Genomic DNA, 24717 nt, shown 5'->3' with positions numbered 1-24717 from the left:
GGCGCGCCGGTGCTTTCAGGGGAGGCTTTCCAGCCCCTTGTCAAAGCCGGTCAGTGAAACCGGGATGCCGATGCCTTCCTCAGGCGTCTGGAAGACGATGAAGGTCGCGGCCTTGCCCGTGCGAAGCTGATTTGTGAGGTTGTCGTCCATGACGACCTCAGCCACACAGCCCGTTGTCAGGCAGCGGACGAAGCCCGCGCGGCCGACGTCGGTCTGGTCGATCTTTAGGCCAAGACCCGCCGGCAGCAGCACGCCGAGCGGCGCGACTACGCGCAGAAGCCTGCTCTTGTTGTCGGCAGTCTTCAGGATAATGACCAGCAGCGTGACATTCGGCCGATCCTCGGCGGCCACGCTCTGGACAAGCGCGCACTGCTCGTTCTTGGCGCCAGGCGGCACCTCACAGCGCATCTGCCATTCGCCGTAGCTGCCGCGAACCGCGCCCTGCGCCATCGCCGCATTCATCGTGCCAATGCCGAAGAGAGAGGTGAGGAACGCGAGACAGGCCAGAATGAGGCGGGCTTTCCAGCGATGCATGGTGGAGCGGTTCCCCTGGGATGCGCTGTGGCTGACAAACGCGCCTTCGGAGCGAATCGCCTGTGTCTCCGGAGCCGCAATCATATGCTGTGTTCCGACCACGCCGTCGGCGCGGTGTCAAGAAACACAACCACTGGGGAATGTGACGCGAGCATGGCGAACCGGCTTGCGAAGCTTTGAAGCGTTCTACACTAAGGCCTGCAAGCATTGTCGATGTTCGCGCTTTTATGCCGCATGAACGGCTGCGCCGAACGACGTTGCACGGAAGACGCTCTTGTGATTTCTGAGTTGGGTCAAGTAGGTAGGTGGCGTAGAAGCGTAACGCCTGCTCATGGGGGAAGAACCGCAAGGGGTCTTACCCGTGGGATGGCGTGTAACGCTTCGCTGGCCATGGGAGCTTCGGACGACCGATGGGAATGGATAGTTTTCGTTTGCGGTTCCTGGCCGCACTTGTCGCTGCAGCTGCGCTTGTCGTGCAGTCGGGAGCGGCCTTTGCGGGTGTTGGCCAGCCATCCCCATGGCAGATGGGGTTGCAGGTTCCCGTCACCGGTGTCGCCGAATTCATGCATTGGTTCCACGATGGATTGCTGTGGATTATCAGCATTATCGTGGTGTTTGTGCTCGCCCTCATCATTTACGTCGTATTTCGGTTCAATGAGAAGCGGAACCCCGTTCCGTCCAAGACGACGCACAACGCGCTCCTGGAAGTGGCGTGGACCATCGTTCCCGTGCTCATCCTCGTGGTCATCGCGGTGCCGTCATTCCGCCTGCTGCGCCTGCAGCTCGTGACCCCGCCGGCCGACATCACGATCAAGGCGACTGGCCATCAGTGGTACTGGTCCTATGAATATCCTGAGGATCAAAACGGCGGTTTCAGCTTTGATTCCAACATGGATGCCAATGGTCAGCCGCGTCTGCTGGCCGTGGACAACGAAGTGGTTCTGCCCGTCGGCAAGACGGTGCGCGTGCAGGTCACCGCGGCCGATGTCATCCATGCTTTCGCGATGCCTTCGTTCGGCCTTAAGATCGACGCGATCCCGGGCCGCCTGAACGAGACGTGGTTCAAGGCAGAGAAGGAGGGCATTTTCTACGGCCAGTGCTCGCTGATCTGTGGCCAGAACCACGCCTTTATGCCCATCGCCATTCGCATCGTCAGCGAGCAGCAGTATGCTGCGTGGCTGACGGAGGCGAAGCAGAAATTCGCTTCGACCAGCAAGGCCCCCCTGGCGGTGGCTTCGCGGACGGAAGTGCTGAGCGCGGAATAAGAGAGACTGAGCGCCCCCAAGGGAGGCGCCACCAAGAAGATGGACGGAGTAAGCTCAATGGCTTCGACGGCGGCGCATGCGCACGACGGTCACGCCTACCCAACGGGATGGCGGCGGTGGGTGTTGTCCACCAACCACAAGGACATCGGCACGCTCTATCTGATCTTCGCCTTGGGTTCGGGCCTGATCGGCGGCTTCCTGTCGATCCTGATGCGCATCGAGTTGCAGGAGCCCGGGCTTCAGATCTTCGCCAACGGGCAGGCCTATAACGTCGTGGTGACGGGCCACGGCCTGATCATGGTGTTCTTCGTGATCATGCCGGCGCTGATCGGCGGCTTCGGCAACTGGTTCGTCCCGATTATGATCGGCGCGCCAGACATGGCCTTTCCGCGCATGAACAACATCTCGTTCTGGCTCACGGTCTCAGGCTTCTGCCTCCTGCTGGTCTCGTTGTTCGTGGAGGGCGCGCCGGGCACCATGGGCTTCGGCGGCGGCTGGACGGTTTACCCGCCGTTGTCCGTCTCGGGACATCCGGGGCCCGCGCTCGATTTCGGCATCCTTGCCCTCCATCTGGCCGGCGCATCGTCGATCCTCGGCGCGATCAATTTCATCACCACCATTCTCAACATGCGCGCGCCAGGCATGACGCTGCACAAGATGCCGCTCTTCGCCTGGGGCGTGTTGGTGACGGCGTTCCTGCTTCTTCTGTCGCTGCCTGTTCTCGCCGGCGCCATCACCATGTTGCTGACGGACCGCAACTTCGGCACGACCTTCTTCGATCCGTCCGGCGGCGGTGATCCCGTGCTCTACCAGCATCTGTTCTGGTTCTTCGGGCATCCGGAAGTGTACATCATGATCCTGCCGGCCTTCGGCGCGATCAGCCACATCATTTCGACTTTCGCGCGCAAGCCCATCTTCGGCTATCTCGGCATGGCCTATGCCATGGTCGCGATCGGCGTCGTCGGCTTCATCGTGTGGGCGCACCACATGTATACGGTCGGCCTGTCGCTCGACACCCAGCGCTACTTCGTGTTCGCGACGATGGTTATCGCGGTGCCGACAGGCATCAAGATCTTCTCGTGGATCGCGACGATGTGGGGCGGCTCCATTCGCTTCACCGCTCCGATGATCTGGGCCATCGGCTTCGTGTTCCTGTTCACGGTCGGTGGCGTCACCGGCGTCGTGCTGGCCAACGCCGGTATCGACCGTGAGCTGCACAATACCTACTACGTGGTGGCGCATTTCCATTACGTGCTGTCGCTGGGCGCTGTCTTCGGCATTTTCGCAAGCTGGTACTACTGGTTCCCGAAGATGACGGGCTACATCTGCCCGGACTGGATCGGCAGGCTCCATTTCTGGCTGGCCTTCATCGGTGCGAACGTCCTGTTCTTCCCGATGCACTTCCTCGGCCTCGCCGGCATGCCGCGCCACTATGTCGACTACCCGAATGCCTATGCGGGTTGGCATTATGTGGCGTCGATCGGTTCCTATATCTTCGCGTTCAGCCTTCTCGTGTTCTTCTACGGCGTGTTCGTGGCCTTCGCGCGCAAGGAGCGCGCGGCTGACAACCCGTGGGGCGAGGGTGCAACCACGCTGGAATGGACGCTGTCTTCGCCGCCTCCGTTCCACCAGTTCGAAACCCTGCCGCGCATCACGGGTTCGAGCCACTGAGCAGAGCGGGAAGCTGCGCGGGTTTGCATCTGCCGTCCCGCGCCCCGCTTTGTGATAAGTTCTCGCGGGTTGCTTGGCAGCCTGCACCGTTAATCACGATGAGGTCTACGGGCCGGCCTGTGCCGGCCCTCGGGTTTAGCATCATGGCTGTTGTGAGGGATGAGTTCGTGAAGGCCGGTGGCGCTGCAGTTTCAGGCGATACGCACGGCGCGGCGCTCTCGACGATGTCGACGGGCGAGATCCGCGATTTCGTCAGCCTGCTCAAGCCGCGGGTCATGTCACTCGTCGTGTTCACTGCCCTCGTCGGCCTGATCGTGACGCCTGGGCACGTCAATCCGATTCTCGGTTTCGTTTCCGTCCTGGCGATTGCCATCGGCGCGGGCGCCTCGGGTTGTCTCAACATGTGGTGGGACGCCGATATCGACGCTGTGATGTCGCGCACCCGCAACCGGCCGATTCCGGCAGGCCGCATCTTGCCGAGCGAGGCGCTGTCCTTCGGGATGATGCTGGCGGGCGGTTCGGTGGTCGTGCTTGGGCTCGCATCGAACTGGTTCGCGGCGGCCTTCCTCGCATTCACGATCTTCTTCTACGCCGTCGTGTACTCGATGTGGCTGAAGCGCTCGACCCCGCAGAACATCGTGATTGGGGGCGCTGCCGGTGCATTCCCGCCGATGATCGGCGAGGCCGTCGTCACGGGGCAGGTCAGCCTGGATGGATTGGCGCTGTTCCTCATCATCTTCCTTTGGACGCCACCCCATTTTTGGGCGCTCGCTCTGGTGAAGTCTGACGATTACGCACGGGCGGGCATCCCGATGCTGCCGAACGTTGCTGGCCCGGACGCGACGCGGTTCCAGATTCTTCTGTACACGCTCGTTCTCGTGCCCTGCGGCATGCTGCCTTTCATCCTTGGCTTCGGTGGTACGGCCTATGCCGTGATCGCCATGATCGCGGGTGCAGCCATGCTCGTGCTGGCTTGGCGGGTTTACCGGAATCGGGTCGGGCAGCCGGCCACGCGAGCGGCCTATCACCTGTTCGCCTTCTCGATCTTCTATCTCTTTCTTCTGTTCGCGACGCTTCTGGTCGAGCATCTGTCCGGCTTCGGCGGGCATGGCAGCCTGGATCTCACGCGCGTCGTCGGATTGTGGCAGTGGATGGCCGGGAGCCTGTCATGAGTTCCGGTGCCAAGCCCGCCAACACCACGCCCGCTCCCAAGGAGCCTTCGAAGCAGGGGCAACCAGCGTCGAAAGGCTCCACCGGCCAGTCTGGCAAGGAAGACCAGGGTATCGTGCTGAGCGCTGCCGAAACGCGCCGCCGGCGGACCCGCAATATCGCCATTGCTCTGACGCTCGGTGCGCTCGTTATCTTGTTCTACGTGATGACGCTCGCGCGCCTCGGCTCCAACGTCATGAACCGGCCTTTGTGACGGGAGGGGACGCTGATGACAACGCCTCATGACCCCGCCGGAAAATCAGCCGTTCTTGCTTTCACGCCTGAGGAAAAGCAGGCGCGCCGCGTTGCGGCACAGCGAGCGGCCCGACGCACCGCGGTCATCTGCTGTGGTGTGGTGGCTGTAATGACGGGCCTGTCGTTTGCAGCCGTCCCTCTTTATGATCTCTTCTGTCGCGTCACCGGCTTTGGAGGCACGCCGCGGGTGGGAACCGGTCCTGCCGATGTCGTCAGTGACCGTGGCATGTCCGTCCGTTTCGACGCGAACACATCGCAAGGCGTATCCTGGCAATTCAAGCCGGAGGTTCGCACCGTCGATGTCAGGCTTGGCGAGACGAAGACCATCTTTTACAGGATCTCCAATACATCGACCCGGCCCACGACCGGGATCGCAAGCTTCAACGTTCAGCCGGACCTCGCTGGCGCCTATTTCGTGAAGATACAGTGCTTCTGCTTCACGGAGCAGACGCTGCAGCCCGGCGAGGTGATCGAGGCTCCGGTCGTCTTCTACGTCGATCCAGCCCTCGCCAAGGACCGCAATTTGCGTGATCTATCCACGATCACGCTGTCTTACACCATGTTCCCTTCCAAGGATGGCGCTCCGCTGGCTGATGCCGAGGGCGACAACCGCAAGGGCAGCGACAAGTCACAACTGTGAGGGCGCCGGCCCCACGCTCGAACGAGGCACCGGAGATCTAGGTCATGGCTGAGGCGCACGCCAAGCATCACGATTATCACTTGGTCAATCCGAGCCCATGGCCTTTCGTGGGCTCCTTCAGCGCCTTCATCATGGCCGTCGGCGCCGTGATGTGGATGAAGAACATGGCGGTGGGTGGCCTGCACGCGGGTCCGCTGCTCTTCGGCCTCGGTCTTATCGGCGTGCTCTACACCATGCTCGCCTGGTGGACCGATGTGGTTCACGAAGCCAACACGGGTGATCACACCCGTGTGGTGCAGCTCCATCACCGTTACGGCATGATGATGTTCATCGCCTCGGAGGTGATGTTCTTCGTAGCCTGGTTCTGGGCCTATTTCGATGCGAGCCTGTTCCCCCATGAGGCTATTCAGTACGCCCGTGCGGAGTTCACCGGCGGTGTCTGGCCACCAAAGGGCATCGAGACGTTCGATCCCTGGCATCTGCCGCTGTTCAACACGCTGATCCTTCTGACCTCGGGCACGACGGTGACTTGGGCGCACCATGCCATGATCCACGGTGATCGGGCCGGCGTGAAGCAGGCCCTGTGGCTCACCGTCGCGCTCGGCCTTCTCTTCAGCGTGGTTCAGGCCATCGAGTACAGCCACGCCCACTTCGGCTTCTCCGGGAACATCTACGGCGCCACGTTCTTCATGGCGACCGGCTTCCACGGCTTCCACGTCATCATCGGCACCATCTTCTTGGCGGTCTGCCTTTACAGGATGTACATCGGCCATTTCACGCCAACCCAGCATCTCGGCTTTGAGTTCGCCGCCTGGTATTGGCATTTCGTCGACGTGGTGTGGCTGTTCCTTTTCGCCGCGATCTACGTGTGGGGCGCTGGCCCGAGCCATTGACCGGTGGCGCGGGTGTGAGTTGACGCGTGGTGCTCGGGGTCTCTCCTTTGAGCATCATGCGGCCGTTGAGCCGGGTGGCATTCGGGGCGGGCTGTCAATCAGTCGGCCTGACAGGGATCAGGAGCCACGCACGGGCGAGGCAGTCATGGCAAAGGCGCGGCCGTCTCGCGGTCCGCGCCTTTGCCGCATTCAGGGGCCACGCATGGACCATCTTGAAGGAAGATGGCCCATAACGAGGGAACCATGTCATGAGCGATCAGGACTATCCTCCGCAGTCGCCAATTCCGACAGGACTTGCCGGGCGCTGTCCGCGCTGCGGCCAGGGGAGGCTCTTCGACGGCTTCATCGCGCTCAAGTCCCGCTGTGAAGCCTGCGGCCTAGACTACAGCTTCGCCGATTCCGCGGATGGCCCAGCCGTCTTCATCATGTTGATCGGCGGCTTCATCGTCTGCGGCCTGGCCCTCTGGCTCGAGGTATCCTATGAGCCGCCGTGGTGGGTTCATCTTGTCACGACCTTGCCGGTGGCGCTCATCGTGTGCCTCGGCATGTTGCGCCCCTTCAAGGGCGTGATGGTGGCGCTGCAATACCATAACAAGGCCGAGGAAGGACGGTTAGAGCGCTGATGAGCCGCTTTCGGCAACTTCTCGTTCCCGGCCTGTGCACACTCGTGGCGCTCGCCATCCTGCTCGGACTTGGTTTCTGGCAGCTCGAGCGGCTCCAATGGAAAGAACAGCTCATCACACGGATCAGCGCGCGCATCCATGATGCGCCCGTCGCCTTGCCGCCAGAGACGACATGGGCGACCTGGTCCGCAGCGCAGGATGAGTATCGGCCCGTCAGGGCGGAAGGCCGGTTCCTGGACGACAAGACCGTCTATGTGACAGCCAATGCTGAGCTGCGCCCAAAAGGAGGGGCGACGCTCGGCTACATGGTCCTGACGCCGCTCAAGCTCGCCGATGGCAGCATCGTGATCGTCAACAGGGGCTTCGTTCCCCGGGAACTACGGGACACTCTGCGTATCGACGCGGGCGCGGCCACGCCCCCGGTTGTGGTCACAGGTCTCATGCGGGCGCCGCAGGAGCAGGGATGGTTCGTGCCGGAGGACAGGCCCGCGCGGGATAATCCTGCAGAGGGGGACTGGTTCACACGAGACCCTGTTCGTATTGGCGCGTCGCTCGGCTTCGAGCGTGTCGCGCCCTTCCTCGTCGATCAGGCCTTGGTGGAAGGAGGGCCGGCCTGGCCGCGCGGGGGATTGACGGTGCTCACCTTCCCGAACCGACATCTCGAATACGCGCTGACCTGGTTTGGGCTCGCGGCGACGCTCATCGCGGTGTTCCTCGCCTGGGCTCTGCGACGCCGACAGCCGCGGCTATCGCCGTGAGCGACCGCGCGGAGATCGCTGAAACGTAAGACTTTCTTGTCTCACGAATGACACGGGCGTAGTGTCCGCCGAGTGTTCGAGGAGACAGATTTTGTTGCATGTGTCGACCCGGGGCGAAGCACCCGTCATAGGTTTCACGGAAGCCTTGCTTGCCGGCCTCGCGCGTGATGGCGGCCTCTATGTGCCTGGAAACTGGCCGGTTCTCTCTCAAGAAGAGATCGCAGGTTTTGCCGGCCGGTCCTATGAGGCCATTGCCGGCATGGTTGTCGGGCGTCTGACGGGTGGCGAAATTCCGGATGACGTCCTGGCCGGCATGATCAAGGAAGCCTACGCCACATTCCGGCACCCCGCAGTTTGCCCGCTCGTGCAGCTTGACGACAACCTCTTCGTGCTCGAGCTGTTCCACGGGCCGACACTTGCCTTCAAGGACGTGGCCATGCAGCTTCTCGGCCGCATGATGGACCATGTGCTCAAGGCACGTGGCGAGCGCGCGACCATCGTAGGGGCGACCTCGGGCGATACCGGCTCGGCCGCGATTGAGGCCTTCCGGGGCCTCGATCAGGTTGACGTGTTCATCCTCTATCCGCATGGGCGGGTGTCCGAAGTCCAGCGGCGGCAGATGACGACCGTCGATGCGCCGAATGTCCACGCCATTGCGGTGGAGGGCACGTTCGATGATTGCCAGGCGATCCTGAAGGGGCTCTTCAACAATCACGCCTTCCGAGACGCCTTGAAGCTCTCGGGGGTCAATTCCATCAACTGGGCGCGGATCGTCGCTCAGACGGTCTACTATTTCACGGCAGGGGTCAGCCTCGGCGCGCCGCACCGTCCGGTATCCTTCAGTGTGCCGACAGGCAATTTCGGTGATGTCTTCGCCGGCTATGCGGCCAAGCGCATGGGCTTGCCTGTCGCCGGATTCACCATTGCCACCAATGACAACGATATCCTGGCGCGGACGTTGAACACAGGCAGCTACACCGTAACGGGCGTCAAGCCGACATCGTCGCCGTCAATGGATATCCAGGTCTCGTCCAATTTCGAGCGCCTTCTGTTCGACGCCTATGGCCGGGACGCGAATGAGGTCCGCCGCTTGATGGCGCATTTGACGCAAGCCGGCTCGTTCACCATTGGAGACCCATCGCTTGCTGCGATCCGATCCGAGTTCGGCGCGGAGGCGGTGTCGGAGGAGGAGACCAGCGCGGAGATCGCGCAGACATGGAAGACGGCTGGCTATCTCACCGATCCGCATACGGCGGTCGCGCTCGCGGCAGCACGGCGCGCGCAATCCGCCGACCCTTCGGTGCCGATGGTCGCGCTGTCGACGGCCCATCCGGCCAAGTTCCCGGATGCCGTCGAGCAGGCGTCTGGCGTCCGCCCGCCGCTTCCAGATCATCTGGCCGATCTCTATGAAAGGCCGGAACATTTCACCGTTGTGGCGAATGATGCGTCGGCCATCGAGGCCTTCATCCGTAATCGCGCGCGAGCCTTGCAGTGAGCGGTGCATGAACCTGCGCTCCCCGCCGCAGATCGATACCAATGTCCGTGTAACGACCCTCGCCGGGGGGCTGAGGGTCGCGACGGAACATTTTCCACATGTAGCGACGGCTGCGGTCGGCGTCTGGGTGGGCACGGGCTCGCGGCATGAAGGGGCAAGCGAGCACGGCTTGTCCCATCTTCTGGAGCATATGGCCTTCAAAGGCACGCGCCGACGCTCGGCGCGGGCTATCGCCGAGGCTATCGAGGCGGTGGGCGGCGACCTCAACGCGGAGACGGGAATCGAGCACACGGCCTATACCGCGCGTGTGATGGCCGGGGACGTCGACCTTGCGCTCGACATCCTCGCTGACATCATCATCGAGTCCGTCATCGACGCCGCCGAGCTCGAACGCGAGAAGGCTGTGATCCTCCAGGAGATCGGGGCCGTCGAGGACACCCCTGACGATCTCATCAATGATCTTTTTCTCGAAGGTGCTTTCACGGGTCAGCCGCTCGGCCGGCCAATCCTGGGCACGCCCGCGACAGTCGCGAGCTTCGATCCGGGTGCGGTGAAGCGCTTTCTGGCGCGGGAATATCGTGCCGGCCGGATGGTTGTTGCCGCGGCCGGCGCCGTTGACCATGAGGCCGTCGTTGCTTCCGTCGAGCGGCTGTTCGCCGCCCTGCCGCCGGGCTGTGCCGCGGCGCCCGCGCCCGCGCAATACCGGGGCGGCACGGAAGTCCGGCTCGATCGCGATCTTGAGCAAGTACACATGCTCATCGGCTTTGCCGGCGCCTCCTTTCTCAACGAGGCGTTCTATCCCTTGCAGGTTTTCGCCAACCTTCTCGGCGGGGGCATGTCATCGCGCCTTTTCCAGGAGGTGCGCGAGGCGCGGGGGCTCGCCTATGCGGTGGAGGCCTTCCACTGGTCCTTCGCAGATGCCGGCGTGTTCGGCATCTCCGCCGCGACCGCGCCGGAGGATCTGGCCGAGCTGATGCCGGTTGCGCTGGATTGTTTGCGTGACGCCACCGACAGCGCCACTGACGTGGAGATCGCCAGGGCCAAAGCCCAGCTCCGCGTCGCTCATTTCACGGCGCTGGAGTCACCAGCGAGCCGCGTGGAGCAGATCGCCCGGCAACTCATTGCGCTCGATCGCGTCATCCCGAGCGCCGAGGTCGTCGCCCGGCTGGAGGCGGTTTCAGTGTCGGATGTACGTAAAGCGGCGGCCGCTCTCACGGCATCGCCGCCGATACTGGCGGCTATCGGCGCGCTCGAGGGATTGCCGCCGCTCGGGCGCATTGCAGAACGGCTGTTCCCTGCGGCGGTTGGCTCCGGTCCGGTTGGAGAAGGGTGATGGTCATCTTCCGCTTTGCGCCGATCCATGAACCGCCTCCCGCGATCCGGGGCGACGGTGTCTACCTCCGGGTGCCTCAGATGTCGGATCACGCGGCCTGGGCTGCGCTGCGGGAGGAGAGCCGGGCTTTCCTGGAGCCGTGGGAGCCGATCTGGCCATCGGATGACCTGACCAAAGCCGCGTTTCGTCGGCGCGTGCGGCGCTATCAGGATGACCTGCGCCGGGACGTGGCTTAGAGGGCGTTTGGAAATTAAGGATTGCGGTGTTCCTTGCCGTCCGTTGAACGGAGGCAAGGGATGGGCGGTAGCCAGTACGTATCGAACGTGACGGATGAACAATGGTCGATTGTTGAGCCGCTACTGCCGAAAGCGAGCCGGCGCGGCCGACGACGACGGATCAGTCTTCGTGCCGTCCTGGACGCGATCTTCTATCTGCTGCGTACCGGCTGCCAATGGCGCCAACTGCCGAGAGATTTCCCTGCCTGGAACACGGTCTACTGGTACTTTCGGTCATGGCAGCGAACCGGCATCTGGGTTTGTCTGCAACGTGAACTCTACCGGCTTACCCGACTTCGGGCCGGTCGCGCGGAATGTCCGACCGTCGTGATCATGGATGGACAGTCGGTCAAGACCACCGAGGTCGGCGGAACCCGCGGTTTTGACGCCTTCAAGCGGGTGAAGGGCAGAAAGCGTCACATTCTGGTCGACACGCTCGGCCTGCCGATCGCCAACCGCGTCGAAGCTGCCGATGTTTCGGATCGGCGCGCCGGTGCCTTGCTGACAAACGGATTGCGCGCGCTCTTTCCGGCGATCACCACCATCATCGCCGACGCGGGTCATGAGAGCAAGAAACTCTCCCGCGCGCTGGCAGAACAGCAAGGTTGGCGGCTGCAGATCGTCAAGCGTCGTCAGCGCGCCTTCAAGATCACGGGCTTGACTTGGATCGTCGAGCGCAGCTTCGCCTGGCTCGGTCGCAATCGTCGGCTTAGCAAGGACTATGAGTACCGTGTACAGACGTCAGAGACGATGATCGACATCGCAGCAGCCCGCCTCATGCTCAACCGGCTCGCTCAAGGTTAATTTCCAAACGCCCTCTGATTTCCCTCCTTTCTCATTGCATTCCGAACATATGCGCCCCGGACAATCCGGGTCGAGGCGCACTGTAGGCAAGATTGACCATGCCGATTTTCATCGTGGCCCTTGCGATGCCAATGGTCCTGACAAACAGGCCCATCCTGGCCTTCTGGTGAGCGAAGACGTGTTCGATGCACGATCGGATCTTTGATCGCCGGCCATTGGCCCGCGCCATCGCCTCGCTCATCGGCCGACCATTCGGCTTCTTCTGGTGGATGTCGGAGACGAAGCCGTTCTTGTCGAGCCAGGCCTCGTTCTTCTTCGACCGATAGGCCGTGTCGGCCCACACGGTCGAGCCGGTGTTTGGCCGTTTCACCACGTTGCGGAGCTGTGCACCGTCATAGGCGGCGGCATGGGTGACGGTCGAGCCACGGATGAAGCCGTGACGCTGATCGATCGAGGCATGGCTTTTATAACCAAAGACGGGAACGGCGATGTCGCGCTTATGCTCCTTACCATCCTCATCGACCTTCGCTTTCGAGAACTTCACTGTCCATCGCGCATCGCGATCCTTCTGCCGCAGCTTCGCGGGCCTGTCCTTCCATTCGTCGGGGATCTTGCCCGCCTTGATATCCGCCTTCTCATCGTCGGTGTTTCTCTGTTTGGGTGCGGCAACCACCGTGGCGTCGACGATCTGACCGCCCATGGCCAGGTATCCAGCCCTGGCGAGGTGCTTGTCGAAACGAGCGAACAGGTTCTCTATTGCTCGGGCCTGCACGAGATGCTCCCTGAACAGCCAGATCGTCTTGGCGTCGGGAACGTGATCGCCCAGCCCAAGGCCCAGGAAGCGCATGAAGGAAAGCCGGTCCTGGATCTGGAACTCCGCCTGATCGTCCGACAGACTGTAAAGTGCTTGCAGCACCATGATTTTGAACATCAGGACCATGTCATAGGCAGGGCGGCCACCCTTGGACCCGTCCGAGCGCTTCAGCGCCTTAGCCAACGGCTTGCGGAACACCTCCCACGGCACCACGCTGTTCAGCTTCTCCAGCGGGTCGCCGGCCTCGCTCAGCCGCGCATAGCGCTCATCGATGTCCCAAAATCCCGCCTGTCCCCGCATCCACCCTCTCCGTGCAAATCAGCACGGCAATGGAATCAAATCCCGGCCCAAAACGCGAGGTTTTTCGAGCTGGAATAATTTGGGCATAGCCCTGAGGCGACGGTTCTCCCTGTTGAGCGATAGGATCGCTCTGTGATGAAACAGAGAAGGAGAACCGCCGTGAACTACTATGTCGGATTGGACGTGTCATTGGAACAGACCGCCGTGTGCGTGCTCGGTGAAGACGGCCGGGTTGTCATGGAGCGCAGTGTCGCCAGCCACCCCGATGATATCGGCGCCTGCCTCGCTGACCTCGACGGAACGATCATGCGCGTTGGCTTCGAGGCCGGCCCTCTGGCGCCATGGCTCTATAGTGGCCTGGCAGAACGCGGCCTGCCGGTGTTCTGCATCGAGGTTCGGCAGATGAAGGCGTTCGCCAAAGCCTCGCCGGTGAAGACGGATCGCCGCGATGCCCGCCTGATCGCCCAGGCGATACGCACCGGCCTGTTCAAGGCAACCCATGTGAAGACCGATTACAGCCAGCGGATCAGATTGCTGTTGCGCCATCGTCAGTCCATGGTCCGGCGCAACAAGGATCTGATCAACACCGTGCGCGGCACGCTGAAGGCATTCGGCATCCGCACCGGTGGCGGCAAGAACACGCTCTATGCGCGCCGGGTCCGCGAGGCCATCGACGATCCGGTGCTGCTGGCGATGACCGAACCGCTGCTCGTCGCCTATGAAGACGGACTTCGCACTTTGGCGGTGATCGACAAGATGGTGCTCGACATCGTGAAGAAGGACGCGACCTGCCGCCTGTTGATGACGATGCCGGGCGTTGGCCCGGTCACCGCGCTCACCTTCCGGACCGGCGTAGACGTTCCCTGGCGCTTCGACAGTTCCCGGCTTGTCGCCGCCGTCTTCGGCCTGACCCCACGGGTGCATGCATCCGGAGAAATGGAGCAGGTCGGACGTATCTCCAAGTGCGGCGACGCCATGGTGCGCGCCATGCTCTATGAAGCCGCCAACGTCATGATGACGCGCTGCAAGGCGGATAACTGGCTGAAGTCCTGGGCCCTCGGCATTGCACGCCGACGCGGAGCTCGCAAAGCCAAGGTCGCCTTGGCGCGCCGTCTTGCCGTGGTGTTGCACCGCATGTGGAGCGATGAAACCGAATTCTCCATCGAAAGGCCGGCCGCCATGAACAGCTGAACTGATCACCCATCACGCCCGTCGTGAGAATGCGGAGAGCGTGTGGGCCAGAATGACTGCGTTGGACACCTTGTGACCCAATGATCACGCTTTCGAGCTTGCAGCATTCAAACCCACCATCGAAGAGCCCAGAGTGTGGCGTCCATCGCGACGACCACGAACAGAAGCGTGAAGCCCGCAGACGACGAGCACTTCAGAACGGAGAACCCGTTGACCAATTACAGAAGCTTGCAGCATTCAAACCCACCATCGAAGAGCCCAGAGTGTGGCGTCCATCGCGACGACCACGAACAGAAGCGTGAAGCCCGCAGACGACGAGCACTTCAGAACGGAGAACCCGTTGACCAATTACAGAAGCTTGCAGCATTCAAACCCACCATCGAAGAGCCCAGAGTGTGGCGTCCATCGCGACGACCACGAACAGAAGCGTGAAGCCCGCAGACGACGAGCACTTCAGAACGGAGAACCCGTTGACCAATTACAGAAACGTGTCCAGGTGGGCAAGGTCGCCGAAGAAGCCCAGGTGACCCGCGTTATGGGCCACTCGCAGTTCCTCCAGGAAGCGGCAGCGAAACAAGCACGACAGCACCCGCACGGGCAAAAAGAGGCCCGGCCTGCACGAGATCCAGCGTGTGCCGTCGGGCGAGATGCCACCACCCGGCACGATACAATGCAGATGGGGGTGGTAGGTGAGAGTTTGACCCCAACTGTGCAGCACCGCGATGAGGCCGATCTGGGCGCCGAGATGTTTGGGATCAGCGGCGATGGTGCGCAGCGTCTCGGCGGCCGCCTTGAACAGGATCGTGTACATCACTGCCTTGTTCTGGAAAGCGATCGCGGCGATCTCGGCCGGCAGCGTGAACACCACGTGGAAGTAGGCAACCGGAAGAAGCTCGTCCTGCCGCGCGGCGAGCCAGTCCCGGCAGGCCTGCCCTGGCACTTGGAGCAATGCCGGTTGCGGCAGGAATTATAGGCCACGCGGATCGTCCCGCAGGAGCGGCAGCTATCGACATGGCCGCCGAGTTCGGCGGTCCGGCACAGTTCGATGGCGCTCATCACGCGGCGCTCGACGCGTCCGAGATGACCGTCATGAACCTGCCGATACGCCTCGCCATGGCGGCGGAAGATATCCGCCACCTCCAGTCTCGCCGACATGGGCGGAACCGATCAACTGGGCGGCACCACCTCGATGTTCAGCCGGTCGAGCGGGCTTGTCGTGCGCCGGATCAGACCGTTCGAGACTTTGGTGTAGCGCGCCGTCGAGGAAAGATTGTTGTGGCCAAGCAGCACCTGGATGATGCGGATATCGGTGCCGTTCTCCAGCAGATGGGTGGCGAAGCTGTGTCTGAGCGTGTGGACCGTCCACGCTTGTCGATGCCGGCGGCGGCGCGTGCCGAGCGGCAGGCCGAATACAAGACCTGCACATCCATGGGGCGATCGCGTCGCGGCCGGGAAACAGCCAGACCTGCGGCTTCGCCAGACGCCAATAGACCCGCAGGATCCGCAGAAGCTGCGCCGACAGCATCACCGTGCGGTCTTTGCCGCCTGAGCCTACCGTTCACCGGTTCGAAAGTGCCGTTGGAAAGGGCATGTAAAATGACTTCATAAGCTTGATCTACAAGGCTTCTTGGTGCCGTCAACGATTCCAATTCTGTCTCCATCTCGAAAATACCCAAAGCGGCAATATCAGGGCAATATGGAAGGAGCTTGACAAGCGCGAAGGGTTGTGTACTCTGCGTTCAGACTTCTGAATTCAATAAATAGCGATGAGAGGAACTGCCGGTAAAAGCACGATATCGGCGATTGCAAGATACTTTGCAACAGAGCCACACAAACCCTATTGGCAGTTGTTAAAACCATGTCTATTCGTCCTGTTTAGTCGAATAGATTGAACGTTCGTTTTGATGAAGGGCGAGACGTGAATTCGATAAACGTGAGAGATATCTCGAAGGTGTTTCCGGGCGGGCTCAACCGATCGAAGGTTATAGCCTTGCACAACATCTCCTTGTCCATAAACAGCGGCGAATTTATCTGCATCATTGGGCCCTCTGGGTGTGGGAAAACGACACTCCTTCACATGATTGCTGGATTCACTTTTCCAACAAATGGCGAAGTACTTTACAAGGGGCATCCGATTAGCGGACCTGGACCAGAGCGCATAGTAATCTTTCAAGAGTACGGTCTTTTCCCATGGTTTACGGTTCGTGAAAACATTGAATTCGGTTTGCGCGCAAAAGGACTTGCGCGTTCTGATCGTAACAGCATTGTTCGTGACTACATTTCACTCGTTGGCCTCGCGGGCTTCGAGAATCGTTATCCCAAGCACATCTCAGGCGGAATGAAGCAGCGTGTAGGAATTGCACGTGCGCTGGCTGCCGATCCGGACGTCGTGCTGATGGACGAGCCATTCGGTGCGCTTGACTCACTAACCAGAGACCAAATGCAAGAAGAAATACTGCGGATTTGGGAGCAAAGGAGAAAAACGGTCGTGCTCATCACTCACAGTATCGATGAAGCGATTTTCTTAGCGGACCGTGTTTTCGTCATGACCGCGAGGCCAGGAACTATTAAGGAAGTAGTGGACATAGAGCTTCCGCGCCCACGCGATCCGGAAATGAGATCTACTAGCCAAAAGTTCCTTGCCTACAAAGAACACCTAACCCATTCGTTGAGGAAAGAAATTGGCAGCATTCTTGGACAATAGGCACTCCGCGAGTCTCTCGTCTAACCCCTCGGTTAGCGACCGTATCATCCGACGTGTCGGCGCCGGCTTTTTAAGCATTCGTCGGTTTGCGCTCCTGCTGTTTCTGTTGGTGCTTTGGGAATTTGCAGCACGCATGAATTTGATAAACCCTCAATTTTTCCCTCCGCCAACCAAAGTGCTTGCTGGAATCAAGCAGCTAGCAGAATTTGGATCGCTGTGGGGCGACATTAGCGCAAGCATTTTGCGCGTATTGATTGGATTCGTGATAGCGACAGTAGTTGGCATCACGCTTGCGGCGCTGTTAGCGAGACTTGAAGGGCTATCTTACTATGTTATGCCGATTGTTGAAGTCATCCGGCCGATTTCCGTGATTGCCTGGATTCCGATGGCTATCTTGTGGTTCGGCCTCGGCAATAAACCTGCGTGGTTCATTATCTTTCTCGGCTCGGTCTTTCCAATTTTTACGAATGCATATGCAGGATTTTGCTCGGTAGATCGCGTCCACGTTCAGGCAGCTGAGTGTTTTGGCGCGAAACGGTGGCTCTTTTTTCGCGCCGTTCTTCTTCCGTCGGCGCTTCCGCACATTCTGACAGGAATGCGAATAGGTCTCGGATTTGGATGGATGTGCGTGATCGCGGCCGAGATGATCGCAGCAACGTCTGGCCTCGGTTACATGATCCAACTCGCTCGAAATCTAATGGAGACCGACCGAATCATAGGAGGCATGGTCATTATTGGATTGGTTGGGTTCGCAATGAACCAGTCCATGCTCTATCTCGAGCAGCGGCTTACCCCATGGCATGCAAAATAGACTTACGCAAATCGCCAAGTCGTGAAGTAAAGAAAAATACAGGGAGGAGACGATGACTATAATACGGCGGGCACTTAAGAAACGTATGAATAAGCCTTTTGAGGCTCCTTGTAATAGGTCGCGCCTCACCGTCACTGGCATCACCTTGGCTCTAAGTGTCGGTGTTCTCGTGTCGACTTCGTTCAGTGGAGCGCGAGCGCAGCAGAAGACTCCTATTACTGTCGGAAGCATAACGACGTGGACACCGGGAGGTGAGATCTATGATGTTCTTTGCCGGACGAACATCTTTGAGCTTAACGGGTTTGATGCAAAATGCCGCGGATTTAGCTATGCGCCGCCGCTTGGAGAGGCACTATTGGGTGGTCTAATCGATAATGCGTTCGGGGCGGATTCTCCCGTTATTCGCATGGCGGCGCGCGTACCGGGAACGAAGATTCTGCATCGTACTACGGACTGGGTCTTTGGGATACTAGTGCGCCCCGATTTTCCAGGAAAGGATCTAGCTAGTTTGCGCGGCGCAAGGCTTTCCGGGCCATTCGTGACGGGAACGTTTATGAGCTCGATGCTCAAGCTCATTGACGCGGGGATCAAAGACCCTTTCAAAGACCTTAAGCTGATCAATCAAGATCTTTCTGATCAGCCGCTAGCTCTAGCTAGTGGGCAAGTCGACGCCGTTACAACTTGGCACCCAATGTTCAAAAAATTGGTTGACACTGGTGCAGCGAGAGTACTGTGGGCAGCCAAGCAAGGCGACGGGCTCGGGATTCAAGGCCTCTCGGGGCCTTGGCTTGCGAAGTATGGCGAAGAAGGTGCAGTTCGATTTCTAAAAGCATGGATCATGGCTGTTTGGTGGACCTCCAATAACATCGAACAAGCGAACGAATGGTTTGCCGAGACGTCAGGATTCCCAGTAGAATACGTCAAGGCTGGCCCTGAAGGGGATCGATATTTGCGAGCTCCTCACAAAAATATCAACGACATGACCTTCGAGCTACTTCCAGGTGAAATCAAGGAAATGCAACGGGTCATGGACTACTTGTATACGCGCAATCTTATCACAGAAAAAGTTGATGTTGCTGCGATGGTGGATGACAGCTTTATCTTGAGGGCACAGAGAGAGATTCGTGAGGGAAAGCATCCGTCCCTCTCCGACATCAAGCCGGTAGAAAATCTCTACATAAAATAACAACGTTGACACATTATTGTTGGACAAGAGAAAGGTCTCTGATTATGGCGAAAGCTCTGATGTTGGGTTCAGGCGCGGCATTACCAGCGAAGGGTCGATTCAACACGTCATTGGCAATCCTGGAAGGGGCGAGAACTCTCCTAATCGATTGCGCTCAGCCCGCGAGCGAACTACTCTACCACCACGGTGTAGACATTGTATCGGTAGATACGGTCGTCATCACCCATATGCACGCCGATCATGTTACGGGGGTTGGGCAATTGGCTCACCTAAAGCATGTTTTATTCGACAATAAACCTCCGAGGGTGTTTTTAGACCGTAACGATGGGTTTATCAAAGATAACCTCCGACATCCACACCGGAATGAATTGAACAATGTAAATCCGTGGCTGAACATTTATGTTCCCGCGGGGGTGGAAGAAACGATGACGCAATATCTCTCGGCCCTTTATATGAGGCCAGAGGTTTTCGCAAAGTACAGTGTAAGTGTACTTCCTTATGGGGAGGGTGAATTTCACAGCGATGAAAACTTTAAACTTGTAGCATATCCGAACGCTCATATTCGTGAATTCTACCCTGAGCTTCAGAATACCGACGCAGTGCTTTCAAGTTATACGATTATGATTGAGACTCTGGGTCGCAAATGCCTATATTCGAGCGATCTCGCCAGCTTCGAAGAGATCGATCACCTTGTAGATGGCGCCGATACCATCTTCGTCGAAGGCGCACACTTTTCGCCTTCGGAGCTCATCAGATTTGCTCAAGAACACAAGCTCGAACAAGTATTCGTGCATCATATCCTGGCAACGTGGGAAGAAGAATTTGCTCGCCTAGCCAGGGAATTAGCGCAAGCCAACGTAAAACTCACCTTTGATGGGTTTGAAGTTGAGCTCTGAACGTTCGCTGACGGAGGGTCTGAGTCTTGTGGGCCGCTCGCTACGATGACGATTGATCTTGCATTTTCGTCGGCGATTGAAGTCAGCAAAGCAATTAAGATCAAGCAACTCTCGCCGGTGGAGGTTGTCGAGGCGTCGCTTCAGCGTCTGCAATTGGTCGAGCCGCGACTGAATTGCTTTGCGACGGTAACCGCAGAGAGAGCTAGATGCTCAGCGCGGCTTGCAGAACAAGCGGTTATGTCGGGAGAAAGAGTGGGCCTACTCCACGGGTTGCCCATTTCCGTCAAAGATTTGTTGCCAGTCGCTGGTGTTAAGGAGATGTTCGGTTCCCAACTGATGATGGACAACATTGCCACCGTCGATGCCCCCGTTGTCGAGCGACTGCGAGCTGCGGGGGCTTGTCTTATTGGTAAAACGACAACCAGTGAATTCGGGTGCAAAGCAGTGGGTGATTCGCCACTAACGGGGATCACTCGGAATCCTTGGAACTTGAACAAAACCCCAGGAGGATCGAGTTGCGGAGCAGCAGCTAGTGTTGCGAGCGGCGTTACTCCATTCGCGATCGGTACAGATGGTGGTGGATCGATACGTGTTCCTAGCTCATTCACAAATCTCTTTGGGATCAAGCCGCAGTTTGGCCGAGTACCGATTTACCCACCAACCGCAACGCCAAGCTTGGCCCATATTGGCCTATTAGCTCGCAGCGTACGAGATGCAGCGCTGTTATTGTCCGCGATTAGTGGATACGACGATCGAGATCCTTTTTCCGTGGCCGCCGAAGTTCCGAACTTTGTCGCGGCTTGCGACGTCCCAGTTTCTAAATTGCGGCTTGGCTGGAGTCCTACCCTTGGTTACGCAAACCCCACAAGTGACGTCTTATCTATTGTTGAAAATGCTGTACGACGATTAGAGGGGATGGGATGCGAGTTAGTATTACTGGATGCTCCGCTAGGCAATGATCCAATAGGAATTTGGGAAGCGGAGTTTTTTGCTGGCGTCGGCACGCGCCTCGCAGATGCTCTCAGAACCTCTGTTGACAAATTGGATTCTGCGGTGGCCAAAGTGTTGATCCGCGGGCTAGAGCAAGATCTAAAAACCTACTACGCAAACGTATTTGATCGATTCATCTTTTTCGATAAGATCCGCCAATTGTTCAAGACAATTGATGTACTGCTTACCCCGACGTTGCCAGTCCCGCCGTTTGACGTAGGACTGAACGTGCCGCCGGAGTACGGCGACAACAATCTCACGGGATGGGTGGCCTACACATATCCTTTCAACCTCACGGGGCAGCCCGCTGCATCGATCCCCGCAGGTTTCACGTCGGCAGGTCTTCCCGTCGGCTTGCAGGCAGTTGCAAAGCCATATTGCGAAGTCGATTTATTTCGAATAGGCGCCGCTTTGGAAAATGTGATCCAGAGAACGGCTTTGCCAATGGCTTAGTGCAATCGAAGGCGTGATGATTGCTTCTCACTTTCGAACAACAATTCGCTTACCTAGCGGCGACTTTGCCGCAGGCGGCGGCTGAAAGCTCAAATGTTAAATTATTGTATACCAGCTAGCATTAGCAGCGTAGCACAAAAAGCGAGCTCAAATATTCATGCCTGTCGGAGTGATCGTGAATTCAGAGCTGGCAGGAGTAGGTTTGTGCCAGTCCCTTGGGCCGGCGGCAGACCGCGGCCGCGAAGCTACTGTTCCGGTTCCACATTGCGAGTTACGTATGCTGACAGTGAGTATGCTGAGCTTCACTGCCCGCGGCCTGATTTTGCCATCGTAACGATATCACTTCTCACCGCTCTGGTAACCCGTCATGGCTAAAGCAAGGCGTCGAGGCCGCCCCGAGACAGCCGTACTGGCGCCGGCGGGCCGCGCATTGAAATTCCGTGCCCTTATTGGCGAATTTTTCATTGAGCAATTGCCGATGATCGTAGTGGTTACAGCCTTAGGCTTTGGCGCGGCGTGGCTTCAGTATGGCTTCATCCCTAACGGCGATCGCCCATATGCGATAGCAGGCGTATCTATCGCCATCTGGCACCTGGTCTGGATGGGAATCTGGACGGGGTACACAATGGCGTTGGTCGGGCAGGCGGCAGGCATCTTCGCGCTGCCCTACAGCACATCCGTTCTTCAGTTCAGCAATCCACACGTCAGTCCGACCATGCTTGTTCTCACATTCGTCAACCCGGCCGGTGCGCTTCTTGGCTACCGGCGCAGTGGCCAATGGAATCTTGACCTAGCGTTGGCTGTCTGCCTCGGTGGAGTAGCCGGAGCAATTGTCGGGCCGCTTTTCCGTGCTACCGTACTCATGCATGCTGACCCGTTTCGGCTAACGCTCGGGATCGCCCTGGCGGCATTCGGCCTCCAACTATGCTGGAAGGCAGCACGCGACTATTCGCGATTTGGCCGTTCCATGGGGCGTGATTTCGCCGAAGACAGTAGTCCATCAACGATGCGGTTCGAAATCACGACGACAGAAAAAAACTGGCGCTCCATTTCAATCAAGTTCGGCCGGCATCATCGTACACTACCAAACCTGCAACTGTTTGCTATCGGAGCCGGCGTCGGTGTCTTTTCCTCAGCATTGGGCGTAGGCGGTGGATTTCTGCTGGTTCCGATCTTTGCAATTGCTTATCGTCTTCCGCTTTACGTCATGGTGGCTGCCACAATTCCGTACTCCATTGTTCTGTCCTTTGTCGGAATCCTGACGTTCGTACTTGTTCTGCCTGCCATTGGCATCGAAGCTATCAGTCCTGAGTGGTCGTGGGGCTTTTTCACCGCGGCCGGCGGTCTGTTCGGCTCATGGTGCGCATCGAAAACTCAGCTTTATGTGCCAGAACACGTGCTGAACGGGCTGCTCGGCAGCCTGACAAGTGTTGTCGGAATCATCTACATCCTGAGTTTTGTGATAAAATTGCCCTTCTCGCTTTAACTGCCGAGTGGCGGTCATCAATGTAAGACCGTATGTCCGGCTCTGCTGGTGAGGTGGCTCGCCCTACACTGCGCGTCCGAGGGTTGCTCGGGCGGCCGAGCCGATCCTCATCACAGGAGGACGAGCCGTGGCAGATTATAGGGAAGCATTTGTCGGAATCGATGTCGCAAAACTGAGGAACGCCATCGCGATTGCGGGTTCCGGCCGGGAGGGAGAAGTTCGCTTCTTCGGCGAGGTCGACGCCTCGGATGCGAGCATGCGCCGTGTTATCCAGCGGATCGCCGGCAGGTTCGATCGAGTTCATTTCTGCTACGAGGCTGGCCCGACCGGCTATGGCCTCTATCGGCTGATCCGTTCGCTGGGTCACGAATGCATCGTGGTGGCCCCGTCGCTGATTCCGAGAAAGCCAGGCGACAGGGTGAAGACAAACCGCCGGGACGCTCTTTCTCTGGCCCGGCTGCTGCGCGCCGGCGAACTGACGGCGGTATGGGTTCCTGATGAAGGCCACGAAGCCATGCGAGATCTCGTCCGTGCCCGGGCGGCCGCGGTCGAGACGCTTCGGGTCCATCGGCAGCATGTGAGCGCCTTCATGCTCAAGCACGGACGCATCTATCCTCGCAAAAAGGGCTGGACGATGCGCTATCTGCGCTGGCTACAAGAGCAACCGTTCGATCATCCCGCACATCAGATTGCGCTCCAGGAACTGGTCGAAGCGGTCCGAATCTCGAAAGAGCGGGTCGAGCGACTTGAGCGTGTGATCGAGGAGTTCGTTTCGGCCTGGTCGTTGGCGCCGATCGTGCGAGCGCTGCAGACTTTGCGCGGCGTAGACCTGATCGTCGCCGTGACATTCGCCACCGAGGTTGGCGACGTGACCCGGTTCGACAGTCCGCGCCAGCTCATGGGATATCTCGGCCTCGTTCCTGGAGAACGATCGACCGGCGAGACAGTCAGACGGGGCGGCATCACCAAGGCGGGAAACGGCCGCGTTCGCCATATGCTGGTCGAGAGCGCCTGGACCTATAGGCATGCGCCGAGGGTCGGGGCGAAGAAGCTATACCGTCTGGAGCAAGCATCTCCAAGGGTGCGAGAGATCGCCTGGAAGGCGCAGACCCGACTGACGACCCGATATCGGATGTTGAGCGGCCGGGGCAAGAAGACAACGGTGGTCTGCACAGCGATCGCCCGTGAGTTGGCCGGCTTCATGTGGGCCGTTGCAAGGGAGGCGCAAGCAGCCTGATCCAGCCGCCGCAGCGACATACATCCTTCGCGCATGGGCGGAGGCGGGACCACGGCAGGGGAATGCCCGTCAGACGCTTTGTGGCCGGCAATCTGGCCGACGCCCGCAGTAAGATAGGAACAGCCCCGGACGCATAATCGGGAATGCGGTAACCAACCCGCGCATCAGAGCTTGATCACCGACGTCCTTCAGTTCCGCCTCCACCCATGCGCGATCATCAGAATGAGCAGCCGATCCCACAATCGGTTGCGCCCTCGCGTTCCAAACCTTGACAGCGGACATCAGAGCGGTGTTCTCAGGCCACGGCCTTGATCTCGGGCTCGATGATGTAGGCCCAGGGCAGGAGGTCGTCGATCTGGCTGTTGGGGTGGCCGTTGACGACCCTGGTGAGCACGTCGGCGAGATAGCCGAGCGGCTCGACAGCGTTGAGTTTGCAGGTTTCGATCAGCGACGCGACGACGGCCCAATGCTCCGCGCCGCCGTCAGAGCCTGCGAAGAGCGCGTTCTTGCGGTTGAGGGCGATCGGCCGGATGGAGCGCTCGACCACGTTGCTGTCGATCTCGATGCGGCCATCATCCAGGAACCGGGTGAGGCCTTGCCACCGCGAGAGTGCATAGCGGATCGCCTCGGCGAGCTTGGTTTTCTGGCTGATCAACACGAGCTTCTCGCGCAGCCAAGGCTCGAGTTCGGCAATGATCGGCAGGCTCTTTTCCTGGCGCAACACACGGCGTGCGTCCGCCGGCTGGCCGCGGATATCGTCCTCGATCCGATAGAGTTCAGCGATGCGCCGGAGTGCGGATTCCGACGTAATCCGGCCGGGCATTCCAACCTGAAGCCGGCCCCCGTTCCGACGTGAAGCCGGCCACCATTCCGATCAATATCCGGCCACTTTGA

22 protein-coding genes and 3 pseudogenes are annotated in these 24717 nt (G+C 59.3%); 20 read left to right on the top strand and 5 right to left on the bottom strand.

The features are described from left to right. Positions 1–15: 15 nt before the first annotated feature. On the bottom strand, positions 16–462 hold the full coding sequence (locus KIO76_RS00635; RefSeq protein WP_249729671.1) for an invasion associated locus B family protein: 447 nt from the start codon (positions 460–462) through the stop codon (positions 16–18). A gap of 488 nt (positions 463–950) precedes the next feature. On the opposite strand from KIO76_RS00635, the gene coxB reads away from it, so the two are divergent. From coxB to KIO76_RS00575, 12 genes are all read left to right on the top strand, one after another. After that, positions 951–1799 (top strand): cytochrome c oxidase subunit II, encoded by an 849-nt coding sequence (coxB, locus tag KIO76_RS00630; protein WP_213320997.1) that lies wholly within the window; start codon positions 951–953, stop codon positions 1797–1799. A 57-nt stretch (positions 1800–1856) separates the two neighbouring features. Next, positions 1857–3470, top strand: a complete 1614-nt coding sequence (ctaD, locus tag KIO76_RS00625) for a cytochrome c oxidase subunit I (protein WP_213320996.1) — start codon at positions 1857–1859, stop codon at positions 3468–3470. A gap of 143 nt (positions 3471–3613) precedes the next feature. After that, positions 3614–4642: a heme o synthase gene (locus tag KIO76_RS00620; RefSeq protein ID WP_213320995.1), complete on the top strand. Its 1029-nt coding sequence runs from the start codon at positions 3614–3616 to the stop codon at positions 4640–4642. After that, the gene (locus KIO76_RS00615; protein ID WP_213325370.1) at positions 4639–4893 is read left to right on the top strand and encodes a cytochrome c oxidase system small membrane protein; all 255 of its coding nucleotides are present in this window, start codon (positions 4639–4641) and stop codon (positions 4891–4893) included. Before KIO76_RS00620 ends, KIO76_RS00615 begins: the two co-directional genes overlap by 4 nt. Before the next feature lie 15 nt (positions 4894–4908). Then, entirely contained in the window at positions 4909–5574 is a 666-nt protein-coding gene (locus KIO76_RS00610) for a cytochrome c oxidase assembly protein (RefSeq protein ID WP_213320994.1), read from the top strand. Between the two features lie 44 nt (positions 5575–5618). Continuing rightward, positions 5619–6467: a cytochrome c oxidase subunit 3 gene (locus KIO76_RS00605; RefSeq protein WP_213320993.1), complete on the top strand. Its 849-nt coding sequence runs from the start codon at positions 5619–5621 to the stop codon at positions 6465–6467. 248 nt (positions 6468–6715) lie between these two features. Continuing rightward, positions 6716–7090, top strand: a complete 375-nt coding sequence (locus tag KIO76_RS00600) for a DUF983 domain-containing protein (protein WP_213320992.1) — start codon at positions 6716–6718, stop codon at positions 7088–7090. Beyond that, positions 7090–7848 (top strand): SURF1 family protein, encoded by a 759-nt coding sequence (locus KIO76_RS00595; RefSeq protein WP_213320991.1) that lies wholly within the window; start codon positions 7090–7092, stop codon positions 7846–7848. Before KIO76_RS00600 ends, KIO76_RS00595 begins: the two co-directional genes overlap by 1 nt. Positions 7849–7939: 91 nt before the next feature. Next, entirely contained in the window at positions 7940–9343 is a 1404-nt protein-coding gene (gene thrC / locus KIO76_RS00590) for a threonine synthase (protein WP_213320990.1), read from the top strand. A gap of 7 nt (positions 9344–9350) precedes the next feature. Further along, positions 9351–10676, top strand: a complete 1326-nt coding sequence (locus tag KIO76_RS00585) for a M16 family metallopeptidase (RefSeq protein WP_213320989.1) — start codon at positions 9351–9353, stop codon at positions 10674–10676. Further along, on the top strand, positions 10676–10912 hold the full coding sequence (locus tag KIO76_RS00580; RefSeq protein ID WP_213320988.1) for a hypothetical protein: 237 nt from the start codon (positions 10676–10678) through the stop codon (positions 10910–10912). The genes KIO76_RS00585 and KIO76_RS00580 overlap by 1 nt, the downstream gene beginning before the upstream one ends. Positions 10913–10972: 60 nt before the next feature. Further along, positions 10973–11755 carry an IS5 family transposase gene (locus tag KIO76_RS00575; protein WP_213320975.1) on the top strand — a complete coding sequence of 261 codons (783 nt, stop codon included), beginning with the start codon at positions 10973–10975 and terminating at the stop codon, positions 11753–11755. Between the two features lie 31 nt (positions 11756–11786). Here KIO76_RS00575 and KIO76_RS00570 read toward each other — a convergent pair whose 3' ends face one another. Beyond that, positions 11787–12869 carry an IS5 family transposase gene (locus tag KIO76_RS00570; protein WP_213320987.1) on the bottom strand — a complete coding sequence of 361 codons (1083 nt, stop codon included), beginning with the start codon at positions 12867–12869 and terminating at the stop codon, positions 11787–11789. Between the two features lie 159 nt (positions 12870–13028). Here KIO76_RS00570 and KIO76_RS00565 point away from each other — a divergent pair, with 159 nt between their 5' ends. After that, positions 13029–14060: an IS110 family RNA-guided transposase gene (locus KIO76_RS00565; RefSeq protein ID WP_267215846.1), complete on the top strand. Its 1032-nt coding sequence runs from the start codon at positions 13029–13031 to the stop codon at positions 14058–14060. A 493-nt stretch (positions 14061–14553) separates the two neighbouring features. Here KIO76_RS00565 and KIO76_RS00560 read toward each other — a convergent pair. After that, positions 14554–15215: pseudogene (locus tag KIO76_RS00560) on the bottom strand (IS91 family transposase); the annotation flags it as partial. Positions 15216–15227: 12 nt separating this feature from the next. Then, positions 15228–15612, bottom strand: a pseudogene (locus KIO76_RS31280) (tyrosine-type recombinase/integrase); the annotation flags it as partial. A gap of 366 nt (positions 15613–15978) precedes the next feature. Between KIO76_RS31280 and KIO76_RS00550 the strand changes: the two are divergent. The 7 genes from KIO76_RS00550 to KIO76_RS00520 all read left to right on the top strand — a co-directional run bounded on the left by KIO76_RS00550 (position 15979) and on the right by KIO76_RS00520 (position 23823). Then, positions 15979–16764, top strand: coding sequence for an ABC transporter ATP-binding protein (locus KIO76_RS00550; RefSeq protein WP_213320985.1), 786 nt, complete (start codon positions 15979–15981; stop codon positions 16762–16764). Next, the gene (locus KIO76_RS00545; RefSeq protein WP_213320984.1) at positions 16742–17575 is read left to right on the top strand and encodes an ABC transporter permease; all 834 of its coding nucleotides are present in this window, start codon (positions 16742–16744) and stop codon (positions 17573–17575) included. The genes KIO76_RS00550 and KIO76_RS00545 overlap by 23 nt, the downstream gene beginning before the upstream one ends. An 85-nt stretch (positions 17576–17660) precedes the next feature. Further along, positions 17661–18761, top strand: a complete 1101-nt coding sequence (locus KIO76_RS00540; protein WP_213320983.1) for an ABC transporter substrate-binding protein — start codon at positions 17661–17663, stop codon at positions 18759–18761. A 44-nt stretch (positions 18762–18805) separates the two neighbouring features. Beyond that, positions 18806–19657, top strand: a complete 852-nt coding sequence (locus KIO76_RS00535) for an MBL fold metallo-hydrolase (protein WP_213320982.1) — start codon at positions 18806–18808, stop codon at positions 19655–19657. A gap of 45 nt (positions 19658–19702) precedes the next feature. Beyond that, complete coding sequence (locus KIO76_RS00530) at positions 19703–21100, top strand: amidase (RefSeq protein ID WP_213320981.1); 1398 nt, start codon at positions 19703–19705, stop codon at positions 21098–21100. A gap of 367 nt (positions 21101–21467) precedes the next feature. Continuing rightward, positions 21468–22586 carry a sulfite exporter TauE/SafE family protein gene (locus tag KIO76_RS00525; RefSeq protein WP_213320980.1) on the top strand — a complete coding sequence of 373 codons (1119 nt, stop codon included), beginning with the start codon at positions 21468–21470 and terminating at the stop codon, positions 22584–22586. 127 nt (positions 22587–22713) lie between these two features. Then, entirely contained in the window at positions 22714–23823 is a 1110-nt protein-coding gene (locus KIO76_RS00520; protein WP_213320979.1) for an IS110 family RNA-guided transposase, read from the top strand. Positions 23824–24118: 295 nt separating this feature from the next. Here KIO76_RS00520 and KIO76_RS00515 read toward each other — a convergent pair. Further along, a pseudogene (locus KIO76_RS00515) lies at positions 24119–24688 on the bottom strand (IS66 family transposase); the annotation flags it as partial. Between the last annotated feature and the right edge of the window lie 29 nt (positions 24689–24717).

Origin of the sequence: Chelatococcus sp. YT9 (assembly GCF_018398315.1) — a bacterium.
Taxonomy (GTDB): Bacteria; Pseudomonadota; Alphaproteobacteria; order Rhizobiales; family Beijerinckiaceae; genus Chelatococcus.
This window is presented reverse-complemented; position numbering and strand designations above follow the sequence as displayed.

Coding starts and splice junctions, on each gene's coding strand:
- KIO76_RS00635 (WP_249729671.1), bottom strand. CDS start 462: ATGAATGCGGCGATGGCGCAGGGCGCGGTTCGCGGCAGCTACGGCGAA.
- coxB (WP_213320997.1), top strand. CDS start 951: ATGGATAGTTTTCGTTTGCGGTTCCTGGCCGCACTTGTCGCTGCAGCT.
- ctaD (WP_213320996.1), top strand. CDS start 1,857: ATGGCTTCGACGGCGGCGCATGCGCACGACGGTCACGCCTACCCAACG.
- KIO76_RS00620 (WP_213320995.1), top strand. CDS start 3,614: ATGGCTGTTGTGAGGGATGAGTTCGTGAAGGCCGGTGGCGCTGCAGTT.
- KIO76_RS00615 (WP_213325370.1), top strand. CDS start 4,639: ATGAGTTCCGGTGCCAAGCCCGCCAACACCACGCCCGCTCCCAAGGAG.
- KIO76_RS00610 (WP_213320994.1), top strand. CDS start 4,909: ATGACAACGCCTCATGACCCCGCCGGAAAATCAGCCGTTCTTGCTTTC.
- KIO76_RS00605 (WP_213320993.1), top strand. CDS start 5,619: ATGGCTGAGGCGCACGCCAAGCATCACGATTATCACTTGGTCAATCCG.
- KIO76_RS00600 (WP_213320992.1), top strand. CDS start 6,716: ATGAGCGATCAGGACTATCCTCCGCAGTCGCCAATTCCGACAGGACTT.
- KIO76_RS00595 (WP_213320991.1), top strand. CDS start 7,090: ATGAGCCGCTTTCGGCAACTTCTCGTTCCCGGCCTGTGCACACTCGTG.
- KIO76_RS00585 (WP_213320989.1), top strand. CDS start 9,351: ATGAACCTGCGCTCCCCGCCGCAGATCGATACCAATGTCCGTGTAACG.
- KIO76_RS00580 (WP_213320988.1), top strand. CDS start 10,676: ATGGTCATCTTCCGCTTTGCGCCGATCCATGAACCGCCTCCCGCGATC.
- KIO76_RS00575 (WP_213320975.1), top strand. CDS start 10,973: ATGGGCGGTAGCCAGTACGTATCGAACGTGACGGATGAACAATGGTCG.
- KIO76_RS00570 (WP_213320987.1), bottom strand. CDS start 12,869: ATGCGGGGACAGGCGGGATTTTGGGACATCGATGAGCGCTATGCGCGG.
- KIO76_RS00540 (WP_213320983.1), top strand. CDS start 17,661: ATGAATAAGCCTTTTGAGGCTCCTTGTAATAGGTCGCGCCTCACCGTC.
- KIO76_RS00535 (WP_213320982.1), top strand. CDS start 18,806: ATGGCGAAAGCTCTGATGTTGGGTTCAGGCGCGGCATTACCAGCGAAG.
- KIO76_RS00530 (WP_213320981.1), top strand. CDS start 19,703: ATGACGATTGATCTTGCATTTTCGTCGGCGATTGAAGTCAGCAAAGCA.
- KIO76_RS00525 (WP_213320980.1), top strand. CDS start 21,468: ATGGCTAAAGCAAGGCGTCGAGGCCGCCCCGAGACAGCCGTACTGGCG.